General features: G+C 58.7%; 11 protein-coding genes and 1 riboswitch. Of the genes, 6 read left to right on the top strand and 5 right to left on the bottom strand.

Annotated elements, in window-relative coordinates; all coding sequences use genetic code 11:
• Window positions 1-48 precede the first annotated feature (48 nt).
• Together NVV72_19790 and NVV72_19785 are read right to left on the bottom strand one after the other, a co-directional pair.
• Window positions 49-1308: a DUF3422 domain-containing protein gene (locus tag NVV72_19790; GenBank protein ID MCR6661449.1), complete on the bottom strand. Its 1260-nt coding sequence runs from the start codon at window positions 1306-1308 to the stop codon at window positions 49-51.
• A 97-nt stretch (window positions 1309-1405) separates the two neighbouring features.
• On the bottom strand, window positions 1406-1888 hold the full coding sequence (locus NVV72_19785; GenBank protein MCR6661448.1) for a hypothetical protein: 483 nt from the start codon (window positions 1886-1888) through the stop codon (window positions 1406-1408).
• Between the two features lie 179 nt (window positions 1889-2067).
• Here NVV72_19785 and NVV72_19780 point away from each other — a divergent pair, with 179 nt between their 5' ends.
• Window positions 2068-2295 (top strand): hypothetical protein, encoded by a 228-nt coding sequence (locus tag NVV72_19780; GenBank protein ID MCR6661447.1) that lies wholly within the window; start codon window positions 2068-2070, stop codon window positions 2293-2295.
• A 411-nt stretch (window positions 2296-2706) separates the two neighbouring features.
• On the top strand, window positions 2707-5808 hold the full coding sequence (locus NVV72_19775) for a carboxypeptidase regulatory-like domain-containing protein (GenBank protein MCR6661446.1): 3102 nt from the start codon (window positions 2707-2709) through the stop codon (window positions 5806-5808).
• A 154-nt stretch (window positions 5809-5962) separates the two neighbouring features.
• Here the strand turns inward: NVV72_19775 and NVV72_19770 are convergent, their stop codons facing one another.
• Window positions 5963-6115, bottom strand: coding sequence for a hypothetical protein (locus tag NVV72_19770; GenBank protein ID MCR6661445.1), 153 nt, complete (start codon window positions 6113-6115; stop codon window positions 5963-5965).
• Window positions 6116-6501: 386 nt separating this feature from the next.
• Between NVV72_19770 and NVV72_19765 the strand changes: the two genes are divergently transcribed.
• Together NVV72_19765 and NVV72_19760 are read left to right on the top strand one after the other, a co-directional pair.
• On the top strand, window positions 6502-6966 hold the full coding sequence (locus NVV72_19765; GenBank protein MCR6661444.1) for a DUF488 domain-containing protein: 465 nt from the start codon (window positions 6502-6504) through the stop codon (window positions 6964-6966).
• Between the two features lie 283 nt (window positions 6967-7249).
• Entirely contained in the window at window positions 7250-7714 is a 465-nt protein-coding gene (locus tag NVV72_19760) for a hypothetical protein (protein ID MCR6661443.1), read from the top strand.
• A gap of 65 nt (window positions 7715-7779) precedes the next feature.
• Here NVV72_19760 and thiC read toward each other — a convergent pair whose 3' ends face one another.
• Both thiC and NVV72_19750 read right to left on the bottom strand, forming a co-directional pair.
• Window positions 7780-9615: a phosphomethylpyrimidine synthase ThiC gene (thiC, locus tag NVV72_19755; GenBank protein ID MCR6661442.1), complete on the bottom strand. Its 1836-nt coding sequence runs from the start codon at window positions 9613-9615 to the stop codon at window positions 7780-7782.
• An 85-nt stretch (window positions 9616-9700) separates the two neighbouring features.
• Window positions 9701-9815, bottom strand: a riboswitch (TPP riboswitch).
• A gap of 43 nt (window positions 9816-9858) precedes the next feature.
• Complete coding sequence (locus NVV72_19750; protein ID MCR6661441.1) at window positions 9859-11571, bottom strand: hypothetical protein; 1713 nt, start codon at window positions 11569-11571, stop codon at window positions 9859-9861.
• Between the two features lie 221 nt (window positions 11572-11792).
• Between NVV72_19750 and NVV72_19745 the strand changes: the two genes are divergently transcribed.
• Both NVV72_19745 and cytX read left to right on the top strand, forming a co-directional pair.
• Complete coding sequence (locus tag NVV72_19745) at window positions 11793-12626, top strand: TIGR00266 family protein (GenBank protein ID MCR6661440.1); 834 nt, start codon at window positions 11793-11795, stop codon at window positions 12624-12626.
• 58 nt (window positions 12627-12684) lie between these two features.
• Window positions 12685-13989 (top strand): putative hydroxymethylpyrimidine transporter CytX, encoded by a 1305-nt coding sequence (cytX, locus tag NVV72_19740; GenBank protein MCR6661439.1) that lies wholly within the window; start codon window positions 12685-12687, stop codon window positions 13987-13989.

Raw genomic sequence — 13989 nt, 5'->3', positions numbered from 1 at the left:
TTGGGCCTTCCTTTATCGGCTGCCAGGGGGAAGGGGAAGGACAAAAGCCTATGTTTCCGAATGGCCGATGCTTTTCTTGCGGTGGTGGATGAACAGCCACGCCAGGATGAGGATCACCGCGATGATCGGTCCGTAGAGCAGATGCGCCAGGTGCGGATCGAGCAAGGGATCGATCATGTATTTGACCAGACTGAAGATATAGTAGCCAACGGCGAAGACCGACAGCCCTTCGACCAGTCCGGACAGTTTCATCTGAAGTTTGGCGCGAACATTCATGCTCTTGAGCAGGCTTTGGTTCTGTACTTCCAGAGAGATCGATATCCGCGCCCGCAGCAGGTCACTGACCCGGCCGATGCGCGCCGAAATATCGTCCAGCCGCCGTGACGCTGCCTCGCAGGTCCGCATGGCCGGTTGCAACCGGCGTTCGATGAATTCCTGCATGGTCGAAAAACCGGCCACGCGGGTTTCTCGCAAACTGATCAGCCGGTCTTCTGCCAGGCGGGCATAGGCGTCTGTGGCGCCCTGGCGGAAGCGGACGGCATTGACGCGCTCTTCAACCTCCGCCGAGAGCGCCATCAGGCGTTCGAGCAGTTGTTCCTGCGAAGCGCTCTGGCTGGCCATATCGGAGGTCAGGCCGGCCAGGCGGGCTTCGGCGTCCTTTAGCCAGCCCATCAAAGTGCGCGCCACCGGGAAGCCGAGCAGGGCCAGCTTACGGTAATGGCCGATCTCGATCAGGGTTTGCAGCAGGCGCGAAGCCTCGTCGTTCTTAAGCCCCTTGTCCTGCACATAGATGCGGCCGGCACCGCCCTCGTGCATCCGGAAATCCGACCAGATGCGTGCGGCGCCGTCAAATACGTCGCAACACACCGCCTGGGTCAGGTCTATGACCTTCTGCAACTGCGCCGGTTTGGGTTCATAGGGCAACACTGAGATTTCGACGCTGCGGAAGACCTCGCCCGGCGCGCCGGTCAGCCAGTCAAAATCAGCCGTGCGGATCCGGCAGAAGCCAAGATCAGCCTTTGTGGCCGCCGAAAGCGAAATGTCCGTGTCGTATTTCAGCCAGGTCGAAAATTCGCCATGGCGCTCCCAGATGCGGCCACTGGTCTCGTCGGACTGCGCCAGCCGCCAGCGATCCGCATCACCGGCTTCGAGGCTGTTGATCCAGTCGGTTTCCGCCTGGCGCTGACCGTCGCTGACAAGGTAGACCCAGCTCCGCACCGCGACGGGTGTCTTGTATATCGGCAATGTGCGTTCGTGCATCAGGTCGCTGAGGGGCTGCCTCAGGGTATGGTCGTGCGGGGATTTCATGTCAGGGCCGTGGCAGTGTTATGATTGCCGCCAGCATAGCAAGGTTCTCTGACCTTGCGTCATCACTTCCGGCTTCCAATCGCAACATATTGGACGGTCAGCTTTTGCCCAGCCGTCTGGCATTGGCCGTGGCGCGTGAATGGATCGGCTTGAGCGTATCAAGCGCCCCATTAGCCGTCTGGTCAGACAGGCTGGCCACGCTGTTGGCGGCCCGGCGCATTGACCGGCCAAGTTTCTGGTTGCGTGAGATCGCCATCGGCAGGCTCGAACTGGTAGCGAGGTGGAAAATGTCAGCCTGGACGGCCGCCATTTCATTGAACATCTTCATCGCCGCGAACGGGCTAAAGGCCATCATCGCCATGCCGGCGGCCTGCATCGATTCCGTAACGGCCTCCATCTTTTCCTGCCCCATCAGGGTGAACTCGGCGGCATCCTTGGCGCTGGGTGGTCTGGACGCGTTCGCCATGCGTGTCGTGCGGTGGCTGATGACCTCGGCCGAGGCCAGCATCATGCCGATGGTCTGCATGGCCAGGTCGGTCCACAGGGCGAAGGGGTTCAGGTAGGAGGATGTGCGTGCCATGCCGCCAGAAATGCCCGCAGCGGCATAAGAAAGCCATGCCGAATGCGGAAAAGCATTTGTGAATTGACAGTCGTGTGGCTTTCGGAACAAAGCTTGAACACGATTGACCAACTCACCAGAAGGCGGGTTTTGTGCGTGGACCGGCAGGAGAAATGCCGGGCCGCGGTGAGTAAAGGCGTATGGCCCAATTGCCTATGGACAGGCTGATTGATTGCTGCTGGGTAGAGCTTGAGGGCGATTTGCGTCCGCAACTGGTGATACAGAAGCGCCTGAAACCGCTCATCTTTGCGGTGGGCGAGTGGCTCTATGCGGAGTGCGGTTCGCCCTTGCCGCACAATCCCGAAGCGCCGCGCATATTGATGATCCTGCATCCGCGCAGCCACGGCCGCCACTTCGGGGCGCGCTGACACCTTATAATATATGATTTCCCAACCCATTAGCCGCACATTGCGGTATTCAGCGGCTGTAATTACCTATCACGTGAGACTTTCTTTGGAGTCAGATTGTTTTTTCTTTTTTGTTAAAGATGTATAAAATAACAATGTTAGTAAATTTTTGAATATGGGTTTTTAAATAATGTAAATAACGTTGTTTTTAAATATCAAAAAATAGCGTAATTATTTTAAATTTGGCCAAATATAGTTCGTATAGCGTCGTTATTGTAAATATTCGACACAATGTGTATTTTTACTGCAACATGTTTCGGTTGAAATTGTATTTTTTTGTACTTTAATTTGACGAATTTGCGACATGGGCGCTTTAGGGACTCTTCGGTTGCGTCGCTCATGACCCAGCCGGCGGTATCCCGGAGCAATTTTATGAAGTTTTTGAAGACGAAGTCCATTCGGGGCGGTCTGATGATGACCACGACCCTGTGTGGCGCGGCCCTTGCCGGGCTGGTTCTGCCTGTGACGGCAATTGTCCTCGCCCCGACCGTGGCCCAGGCGCAGGATTACACCTCGGGTGCGCTTATCGGCTCGGTTTCTGACAGCAGTGGTGCACCCGTGGCCGGCGCCACCGTCACCCTGACCTCGGTCGGTCAGAACCAGTCACGCACTTTAACCTCGACCGCCGCCGGCTCTTTCTCAGCCACCGGCCTGCAGCCGGGTGACTACACCGTCGTCGTCGAGGCGCCGGGCTACGATAAGTATGAAGCCACCGTCAGCGTCGTTATCTCGCAGGAAGTGCGCATCGACGCCGCCCTGAATACGACCGGCGCCACGCAAACGATCGTCGTCAAGGGCAAGCGCGTTCGCCAGGACTTCACCAAGACCACCACGGGCCTGACGGTTGACCTCGATACTCTGACCTCGCAGCAGCCGATCGCCCGCAACCTGACCGCCGTGACCATGCTGGCCCCGACCGTCACCATGGGCAATCCCGGCTTCGGCACCGGCGACCGCGCCGTGGCCTCGTTCGGCGGCGGCTCGGTGGCTGAAAACGCCTACTATATCGACGGCCTGAACATCACCAATCCGGACACCTATGTGTCGTCCGCCCGCGTGCCGTTCGACTTCTACAAGACCGTCGAAGTCAAGACCGGCGGTTACGCCGCTGAATTCGGCCGCGCCACCGGCGGCGTGGTCAACGCCACCACCAAGTCGGGCACCAATACCTTCATGTTCGCGGTCCATGGTAACTACCAGCCGACGACCCTGCGCAACGACCAGCTCGATACCTATGACTATCGCGGCAAGTTCACCAGCGTTCAGAACAACTCGCTGTCGGTGGAAGCCGGCGGCCCGATCATCAAGGATCGCCTGTTCGCCTACGGTCTGTACCAGTTCAACGACTATGCCGACACCAAGGCGGGCCTCAACACCAATACCTACACCAAAACCAAGAACACCGACCCGTTCCTGGGCCTGAAGCTGGACGGCTACATCACCCCGACCCAGCACGTCTCGCTGACCTATTTCGACACCACCAACACCGACAAGTCGAGCCAGTACGCCTATGATCCTGCAACGGACACCATCGGCGCCTACCAGGCCGGCGTGAACGAGGAACTGGGCGGCCAGAACTGGGTGCTGAACTATGCCGGCAAGGTGACGGACTGGTTCTCGGTCTCGGCCGCCGTCGGCGACATGAAAGACCGCGACAACCTGCTGCCGACCGACCTGACGAGCTATTATGTCCGCCATTATGCCGTGGACGGCAGCTATAATGTGATCTCCACAGGCCAGCCCAACTCTGCGATCAATGTCGTTGACATGGAGCGCAAGTTCTGGCGCGCCGATGGCGATATTCGCTTCGACGCCTGGGGTCACCACCACGTCCGCTTCGGCATCGACCACGAGAAGAACTCGGAAACCAAGACGACCGACCTGACCGGTGGCTCGCCGGTCCAGTACCGCTTCCGGGATTATGACACCAATAATGACGGTGTGGCCGACCAGACCCTGCTGAACGTGATCTATGAACACCTTGGCGGCAATGTGTCGTCGGAAGGCCAGGCGGTCTACATCCAGGATTCGTGGGATGTCACCCGGAACCTGAACCTGCAGTTCGGCCTGCGTGACGACTCCTTCAAGCAGTACAACCTGTCGGGCCAGCAATATATGGACCTGAATGGCAATGTCGCGCCGCGTCTCGGCTTCGCCTGGGATCCGACGGGCGAAGGCCAGTGGAAGATATTCGGTTCGTTCGGCAAGAACTTCATTCCGCCGGCCATGAACATGGGCTTCCGTGGCAAGGACCTGTACTATCAGGAATACTTCAACGCGCCGGCCGGCGGCTGGGTGATCGATGCGACCACAGGTCTGCCGCAATCCGTTGGCACGCCCTACGTGAAGAAAAATTATGACGCGCCGTGCCCGACCTCGAACCTTGGCTCCGCGCCGGGCTTCTCCGGCGTCGACGTCTCCGGTAACTATTGCTACGTCTACGGCAATGGCGAGCAGGAAGGCGCCAACTCCAAGACGGCTGAGGGCCTGAAGGCCACGCATGTCGACGAAGTGATCCTCGGCACCAGCTACAGGATCAACGACCTGTGGACGGTCGGCGTCACCGGCACCCTGCGTTCGACCAAGGACGTTTCGGAAGATCTGGACTTCACCGACGCCATCATCACCTACCTCAACGACAACAACCTGGATGACTCGCAGTACACCAGCGGCGAAATTTCCAACAACTACTATGTCTGGAACGTTGGCGATCATTCCGCCACCATCCGCCTGAAGAAGGCCCTGCCGGGTGAAACCGATCAGCGCGTCATCACGCTGTCGGCCGACCAGCTCGGTCATTTCCACGATGCGAAGCGCGAATACCAGGCGCTGACCTTCGATTTCAAGCGCGCCTTCGATGGCAAGTGGGGCCTGCAAGGGTCGTACACCTACTCGCGCCTGTCGGGTAACTATTCCGGCACGGTTACTGAGTACGGCAACACCGTTCAGGATGACGCCGGCGCCACCTACGGCTGGGATTCCCCCGGTATGGAAAACTATTCCGGCGGCCTGCTGGCCGGCGATCGTACCCATACCTTCAAGCTGTGGGGTTCCTATCAGCTCACGCCGTCCTTCATGGTGGGCGCGAACGTGATCGTGCAGTCGCCCGAACGCTTCTCCTGTCTCGGCCTGAACGCCGATGACGGCTACGCCTTCGGCTACGGCGCGGTGTCGCATTATTGCGGCGGCGAACCGGCTCCGCAGGGCAAGGGCCTGAAGGCCGACTGGACCAAGAATATCGACGTCTCGATGCGCTACACGGTTCCCGCCAAGTACGCCATGGGCGGCAACCTGGTCCTGCGCGCCGATATCTTCAACCTGTTCGACACGCACAGCGTCGTGACCCGCTACACCACCTATGACAGCGATTACGACGATACGACGAACACCTACGTGAAGGACGAAAACTACGGTACGCCGACCAACTACAACACGCCGCGTTATGTGCGCGTCGGTTTCGACCTGAGCTACTAAGCCGGTTTTGTCCGGCTAAAGCTTCCTCTCCGGGTTGCCGCGGGCCGGACGAAAACAGGGAAGAGCGTTGGCGCGCTCTTCCCACCCAAACGAAAAAACGCCGCCCGGTTTGCCGGACGGCATTTTTTTTTATTGAGTGGAGTGGGGGGGAAGACTAATCGATCATGTCGGCGACAAGGCGCTGCAATTCGCGGCGGCTGAAGCCGACGGGCAGGGCGACGAGGTCCGTATTTCTGGCAGCCTTGCGGGCCACGAGACGCAGGTCGGGGCGCATATGCGCCATTTGGGTTTTGGTTTGGGTATACATAATAATCCTTTGCCGGCGGTTTCATCCATGGGACGTTTCCGGCGGTCTGTTTTTTTGTTAGGCAATTGGAAATTCAATAGCCGGATGCACCGCTTATAAATGCGCGGTGATCGACGGGGATAATGTGAGAAAACTCAATCCGGGCGCGGGGTCGTAAGCTCTATGCGCCGCCGGAGATATCGGCGTTGATGGAAGTTATATAAACCCTATCAGGCGAAATTACAAGTTGTCTGCGCAGCTATGTGGTGAAGGTGAGTTGGCGCATTGAGGCGTGGAGCAGAGCCGAAGCACCATATAATAAGCCTATTTAATAACTACCCTCTGGCTTTAAGAGTTAGTTATTGCAATCATGAGGCAATTAATGAGTGAGTCTGTGAGAGGGTGTAATGCTGAATACTATTGGTTACGAGGGGGTGTCGCAGACTGATTTTGTGAGCACCTTGGCTGAAACCGGCGTAACACTTGTCATTGACATTCGTGACAGGGCACAGTCGCGCCGGCCGGGATTTTCAAAATCAAGCTTAGATGCAGCACTGGCCGAAGCTGGTATCGGCTATACTCATTTGCGTGCTCTAGGCGATCCCAAGGAGGGGCGAGATGCCGCGAGAGCAGGAAATTTCCGTTTATTTGAGTATATTTATAAAAAAGTTTTAGAAACTGAAGAGGCGGCAGCGTGTATCGATATTATTATCGAAAAAATGCAAAACGCGGATGTTTGTTTGCTCTGCTATGAGCGAGATTATAGGTATTGCCACCGCAGGTTGGTATCAGATAAGATCGAGTCCTTGGTTGGTGTAAAGGCCAAGCATTTGGGGGTCCGACAATTTGAGCACGTTAAAGCAATCGCCTGATGAATGTCTAATTTTGGTGAAGGCCGTTCCTCACCGTAGTAGCAGTTATTCTGAAACTGTTTGTTGTGCGGGAGTAGGACGAGACCACAAGTGGCGGCGTCTTTACCCTGTCCCCTTTAGAATTTTACAGGAACCGCAAAAATTCGCGCGGTGGGATTGGCTTAAATACCAATATACGTCGCCTCGCCATGACGGACGTAAGGAAAGTCAGAAGGTAGTTCCCGAATCTATAAGGGTCACGAGCAGCTTGAGACAAAGCGAACGTTCCCGCCTCGCAGGAATTATGACGAGAGAAAATTTTCATGAAGCTGAATCTCGATATGAGACCTTGACGCTTTTAAAACCAAAAGAGCTCACGCTTAAATGGCAAAAGAAGAGCCAATCTGAACTCACGGATGAAGCACGAAAACATGCTGATTTAGCTAATCAATTTTCATTCTTTGACGCGCCTGCAAAGCCGCTGACACCTTGCCCGTATGAATTTAGCTTTAAATGGAAGAGCGATTCTGGAACAGAGCACAGCCACACTTGTGACGACTGGGAAACATCGACTGCCTTTTTCCGTCGCAGAGCAAAACTCAGTAGCGAAGACGAAGCTCTTAAATCTTTGAAAAATACATATGAGACTGATTATCTCAATAAAGGAATGAGGCTTGCCTTTGGAACTCATTCGAGACGTAAAAGCCAATGGCTTCTAGTTGGTATACTAAGAGTGGATGATCAAGTTCAGCATGAGCTTGGTTTTTAGCTTAAAAGGTGTGGGGTCGCAGACCCCACACCCCATTACTCAAGCGCGTTATAGTCGTGCCCCAGCTACTCAGCAGGGACGTCGATTTCCGAACCCAAGGCACGGAACTTCTGGCTCATATCCGCCATGCCATTTTCGATATCCGCCCGTTTGTTGTCGGTCATGGCGGCGGAATAGTCCCGCACCTCCTGACTGATCTTCATCGAGCAGAACTTTGGCCCGCACATCGAGCAGAAATGCGCCGTCTTGTGGGCTTCCTTCGGCAGGGTTTCGTCGTGGAAGGCGCGGGCGGTTTCCGGGTCGAGCGCCAGGTTGAACTGGTCCTGCCAGCGGAATTCAAACCGGGCGCGGCTCATGGCGTCATCCCACATTTGCGCGCCGGGATGGCCCTTGGCGAGATCGGCGGCATGGGCCGAGATCTTGTAGGTGATCACGCCGGTTTTCACGTCGTCGCGGTTGGGCAGGCCGAGGTGCTCCTTCGGCGTGACATAGCACAGCATCGAGGTGCCAAACCAGCCGATCATGGCCGCGCCGATACCAGACGTAATGTGGTCATAGCCCGGCGCGATATCGGTGGTGAGTGGCCCCAGGGTGTAAAAAGGCGCTTCGCCGCAGACCTTGAGCTGCTTGTCCATATTGGCCTTGATCTTGTGCATCGGCACGTGGCCGGGGCCCTCGATCATGACCTGAACGCCCTTGGCCCAGGCGATCTTGGTCAGTTCACCCAGGGTATCCAGCTCGGCGAACTGCGCGGCGTCATTGGCGTCGGCGATCGAGCCGGGACGCAGGCCGTCACCTAAGCTAAACGACACATCATAGGCGCGCATGATGTCGCAGATTTCCTCGAAGTGCGTATAGAGGAAGTTCTCCTTGTGGTGCGCTAGGCACCACTTGGCCATGATCGAGCCGCCGCGCGACACGATGCCGGTCACGCGCTTGGCGGTCAGGTGGACATAGGCCAGACGCACACCGGCATGGATGGTGAAGTAATCGACGCCCTGTTGGGCCTGTTCGATCAGGGTGTCGCGGTAGACCTCCCAGGTCAGGTCTTCGGCCACGCCGTTGACCTTTTCCAGCGCCTGATAGATCGGCACGGTGCCGATTGGCGCCGGCGAATTGCGGATGATCCATTCGCGGATATTGTGGATATTGCGGCCGGTCGACAGGTCCATGACATTGTCGGCGCCCCAGCGGATGGCCCAGACCATCTTTTCGACTTCCTCCTCCATCGAGGAGGTGACGGCCGAATTACCGATATTGGCGTTGATCTTGACCAGGAAGTTGCGGCCGATGATCATCGGCTCGACTTCTGGGTGGTTGATATTGGCGGGGATGATGGCCCGGCCGCGCGCCACTTCGTCACGGACAAATTCCGGGGTGACATAGTCGGGGATCGAGGCGCCGAAGTCTTCGCCGTCGCGGATCGTTTCGGCCTGTTCCTTCCGGCGCAGGTTTTCACGGATGGCGATATATTCCATCTCCGGCGTGATGATGCCAGCCCGCGCGTATTCGTATTGCGTTACGGACTTACCGTCTTTCGCGCGCAGCACCTTGGGCAGGTTGGGAAATTGCGGGGCCAGTGCGCCTTCGGAGACATTGCCGTTATCTTCGGGCTTCACTTCGCGGGCCTCGATATATTCGACATCACCGCGGTCAACAATCCACTGTTCGCGCAGGCGCGGCAGGCCCTTGCTGATATCCGGCGTGAAGTTTTCATCGGTATAGGGGCCGGAGGAATCGTAGATGGTCACCGGCGGTTCATTGGCGCTTTCGTGCAGCGCCACCTCGCGGAACGGCACGCGGAGTGCCGGGAAGCGGACGCCCGGCTCATAGACCTTGCGCGAGCCGGGTATGGGTGAGTTCTCGACCTTGATAGGCTTCTGGATAACAGGTTTATTCATTATGTCCCTCGCAAATTAAGAGGGATCATGCGCGCAGATCGCGGGCGCTTATTTTAGTTGCCCTGCCGCTATCGCTGCTTGAGGGCCGTAAGCGTATCCAACTCCCTTCGCCGGCATGACCCGGATCAGGTTCGGCGGGTTTGAAGGACTAGACCTTCGTCTCAGCCCGCCTTTACGCGCGGACACCCCGGTGAACTGCGGATGAGCATAGGCTGATCGCTGCGCGCGGACAAGCCTGAAAGTTCAGTGGCGCAGGTCGACGGGCTTCGCCGATTGCGCTGTGGCGGCCAGGGCCTTCATCCGGTCGATGACCGTCTGGGCCTCACGCTTGTGTACATCCGCCAGACGGGTGGTATTAATGATCGTAACCGTAAGCCCGTAAACCGGTGTGCTGTCGGTGACATAGATGTCGCGCCTGTCATTGGCGGTCACATCCATCACGGCATAGACGACCACGCCGCAATGGTCTGTTTCGCCGGGCGCCGCCGCCGAAGGGTCGTAAGGGCGGGCGCCATAGCGGTCGGCATAAATCGCCTTCAGCGGCCAGGCGCTGTCCAGACCGTCATAGGCGTATTTCGACACGCAGTAGGTGGCCGGGGTCGGCCGGGCCGACAGGGCTTTATATATCGTCATGAAGGCCGGCGTGCCGGCCTCAAGCGGGGTGGCGACGGTGAAGTTGGCGTCATTTAGCCGTACCCCTGTCGTCAGGCCGTCCGGCGAAGGCTGCGTGGACCAGGCTTCCGGTTGCAGCGGCGTTTGGCCATCGGGATAAACCCACGCGACCATGTTGCGGAAAACGAAGGAGGGCGTGCCGAACTGATTGCGCAGCGGGTCGAGGACGACATTCATCGGCTGCGGACTGGCGCGATCGACCAGCGGTGCGCTGCCATTGGCGTCCGGAGAGGCGGTGTCGGTGAAGCGGCGGGCGTGAATGATCGCCGCCACCGTGCCTTCGGGCGCATATTCGACGCTGAGGAGATTTTCGTCTTCGTGGCCGGTGCCCGTGCAATGCAGGCAGAAGCGGGTGGTTTTCAGGTAGGGCCGCACCAGTGAGCGGATTTCGGCGCTGTTTTCCGGATTGGCCAGCCAGGCATTGACGCCGAGATAGTCCAGGCTGTAGGCGGCGCCTTTCCGGTAAGCTTCCCAGGCCAGCAGGCGGGCGCCGATTTCCACGCTGCCGGGGGTGTAGGTCTGGCCGACCGCCTGGACCTGGATGCGGACCTCGCCGTTTTCCGAGGCACACAGGGTGTCAATGACCTTGCGACGGTTCATGCCGAGTTCGATGCCGCGGAGGGAGATGGGGGCAGGCGGGGTGGCGTCGGGCGAGATGAAAAGGCAGGGTTCCTTCCTCATCTCGTCGATATAGTAGGGAATGGTGCCGACATTGGCTGACGGCGCGGTTGCCGACCCTTGCGCATCGTCCTGCCGCTGACTGGCCTCCCGCAGCACTGGACTGACCGACAGCACACGGCGCAGATATCTTTGCTCAACGCCTGCCATCAGCACCGCCTGGGCGATAACGGTACGGTGAGTGGTTATTTCCTGAGCGTGGGAGAGGGCGCTGTTGGGATCGGTCCCGCTGTAATTGACGTGTTCGGGGTCGATCTGCGCCAGCAGGCCATTCTCGATGGATATCCGGCGTGTCAGTTCCTGGAGATTGGCCTTGCGCGCCTGGGCAAAGACCGCCAGGCGGCCGAGCTGTCCAGACTCGCCGGATGTCAGGATGGTCTTCAGTTCGGCGCCAAGCCGCTCATTCTCCGCCTTGAGCTTGTCCCTGAACGCCTGGCGGGCCGCATCGGGCATCTTGCCGAGGGTGGCGCGGGCGAAGGCCATTCCGGAGGCGGGATTTTTAACCACGTCTTCCGGGGGGCTGCGGGTGTTTCCACAGGCCGAAAGGGAGGCGCACGCCAGCGACAGCAAAAGCAGGACCAGAGGTAATCTGGAACTCGAAATCATGGGCATAGCTTCCCCGGCCACCCGGATTTACCGGTCCGACAATGACGTAAATGTCTCGAAAGGCGTGTGTTTCTGAACGCTTCAGGAAACCTACTGCACGGGCGGCGTTTCGGCAAGGTTTACAACGAAGTATCGTTGCATCAGCACTTCCTGTTGCAAAGTCCCTTCACATCGGCGCGGGCATCGCTACATCTTCTGCAATTGTCACCAGAGAGGTTTTCATGCTGCCGTCCGTTCCCGTCACCCATCACCGCCAGTCCGGCATTGCCGACGATATCGATTTCGAGATCAAGGGCCAGGAACTGCAATTCGTCGAAATCGAACTTGATCCAGGCGAAAGCGCCATTGCCGAAGCCGGCGCCATGGTATGGAAGGATGCCAGCGTCGGCATGACCACCGTATTCGGCGATGGTTCCGGCGCGCAGGGCGGCGGCTTCATGGGGGCGTTGCTTGGCGCCGGCAAGCGACTGATCACCGGCGAGAGCCTGTTTACGACCGTATTCACCCATAATGGCCGCGACAAGGCGCGTGTGGCGTTTTCGGCGCCGGTGCCGGGCGCCATCGTGCCGATCAAGCTGTCGGATGTCGGCGGCCGGCTGATCTGCCAGAAAGACGCCTTCCTCTGTGCCGCCAAGGGGGTGTCGCTTGGCATCGCCTTCCAGAAGCGGGTCATGACCGGTCTGTTCGGCGGCGAGGGCTTCATCATGCAGAAGCTCGAAGGCGATGGCTGGGTATTCGTCCAGTTCGGCGGCATGGTGATCGAGCGCGAACTGAAGGCCGGCGAGGAACTGCACGTCGATACGGGCTGCGTGGCGGCTTTTACCGATACGGTCGATTTCGACCTGATCCAGGCCGGCGGGGTGAAATCCATGCTGTTCGGCGGGGAAGGGGTGTTTTTCGCGCGCCTGACCGGTCCGGGCAAGGTTTGGATACAGTCCCTGCCGTTTGCGCGCCTTGCCGGGCGCATCGGCGCCGCGATCGGCGGCGCAGGCCCTAATCGGGGTGAAGGCTCGGTGCTCGGCGGCTTGGGCGATCTGATCGGCGGGAACCGATAGGCGGAACTTTCGGGCTCTGTTATGGATAAGCTTTATTTGATTCCAGAAGCTTGCCCAGATGACAGATATTTCCGACCAGGACGCCTATGACCCGCTCGTGCCGGTTGCGGCTGAAAAACGCAGCCTGACTTCGCGTGACGCCTTCTCGTTGTGGTTTTCGCTGGGTATCGGCCTGCTGGTGCTTCAGGCGGGCGCCTATCTCGTGCCGGGCCTGTCGCTGGCCGAAGGCTTGCTGGCTATCGTCATCGGCAGCGTAGCAGGCGCTGTGCTGCTGGGGCTGGCGGGCGTGGTCGGGGCCGATACCGGCCTGTCGACTATGGGGGCGCTAAGGCCGACGCTGGGTGTGCGCGGCGCATCGGTGGCGGCGATCCTCAATGTTATCCAGTTGGTCGGTTGGGGCGCGTTCGAGATCATTGCCATGCGCGACGCGGCCAATACACTTTCCACCAACACCTTCCATTTTACTCTGCCGGTCCTGTGGACGCTCCTTTTCGGCGTTGCCGCCACCGGCCTGGCGGTGATGGGGCCGCTCAGCTTTGTCCGTCGCTTCCTGCGCCTCTGGGGTATCTGGCTGCTGCTGGCCGGCGCGGCCTGGATGACATATGCCTTATTGGCCGACCATAATCTGGCGGAGGCTTTTGCGCGCAAGGGCGATGGTTCGTTGTCTCTGGGCGGCGGCATCGATCTCGTCATCGCCATGCCGCTGTCGTGGCTGCCCCTGATCGCCGACTATGCCCGCTTCGGCAAGTCTCCCGGCGCGGTTTTCAAGGGCTCTACCCTCGGCTATCTGCTGGCCAATATCTGGTTCTTCGCGCTGGGCGCCGCCTATGCCCTGATGGCGGCCGGCAATCCGGATCAACTCCTGCTGTCGGCCCTGGCCACCACCGGCGGCGGACTGGCCCTGCTGCTGATCCTGATCGACGAGACGGACAATGTCTTCGCCGATATCTTCTCGGCGGCGACCTCTCTGGGATCATTGCTGCACTTCCGCATTCGTCACCTGGTGATCGGTTTCGGTGTCCTCTGTACGCTGATCGCGCTGTTTGTGCCGATGGCCGAATTCATGAGCTTCCTTTACATGATCGGCTCGGTGTTCACGCCGCTCTATGGCGTGCTGCTGGTCGATCATTTCCTCATTCGCAAGCGCCAGGTGGCGGTGCTCGACATTAGCCGCGTCAGCGGCGTTTATCGTTTCACTTATGGCGTGCATGTCAACGCATTCGCTGCCTGGGCGGCCGGCGTCGCCACCTACTACTATTTCCTCAGCCTGCTGCCGGCGATCGGCGCCACCCTGCCGGCCTTCTTTATCGCAGCCGTCAGTTACTGGGCACTGGCGAAGATGTTTGCCAAGCCCGCGGCGTGA

It is taken from the genome of Asticcacaulis sp., assembly GCA_024707255.1.
GTDB lineage: Bacteria > Pseudomonadota > Alphaproteobacteria > Caulobacterales > Caulobacteraceae > Asticcacaulis.
Note: the sequence above shows the minus strand (reverse complement) of the source record. Positions and strands in the feature narration are given on the sequence as shown.

Coding starts and splice junctions, on each gene's coding strand:
- NVV72_19765 (MCR6661444.1), top strand. CDS start 6,502: ATGCTGAATACTATTGGTTACGAGGGGGTGTCGCAGACTGATTTTGTG.
- NVV72_19750 (MCR6661441.1), bottom strand. CDS start 11,571: ATGATTTCGAGTTCCAGATTACCTCTGGTCCTGCTTTTGCTGTCGCTG.
- NVV72_19790 (MCR6661449.1), bottom strand. CDS start 1,308: ATGAAATCCCCGCACGACCATACCCTGAGGCAGCCCCTCAGCGACCTG.
- thiC (MCR6661442.1), bottom strand. CDS start 9,615: ATGAATAAACCTGTTATCCAGAAGCCTATCAAGGTCGAGAACTCACCC.
- NVV72_19780 (MCR6661447.1), top strand. CDS start 2,068: ATGGCCCAATTGCCTATGGACAGGCTGATTGATTGCTGCTGGGTAGAG.
- NVV72_19770 (MCR6661445.1), bottom strand. CDS start 6,115: ATGTATACCCAAACCAAAACCCAAATGGCGCATATGCGCCCCGACCTG.
- NVV72_19785 (MCR6661448.1), bottom strand. CDS start 1,888: ATGGCACGCACATCCTCCTACCTGAACCCCTTCGCCCTGTGGACCGAC.
- NVV72_19775 (MCR6661446.1), top strand. CDS start 2,707: ATGAAGTTTTTGAAGACGAAGTCCATTCGGGGCGGTCTGATGATGACC.
- NVV72_19760 (MCR6661443.1), top strand. CDS start 7,250: ATGACGAGAGAAAATTTTCATGAAGCTGAATCTCGATATGAGACCTTG.
- NVV72_19745 (MCR6661440.1), top strand. CDS start 11,793: ATGCTGCCGTCCGTTCCCGTCACCCATCACCGCCAGTCCGGCATTGCC.
- cytX (MCR6661439.1), top strand. CDS start 12,685: ATGACAGATATTTCCGACCAGGACGCCTATGACCCGCTCGTGCCGGTT.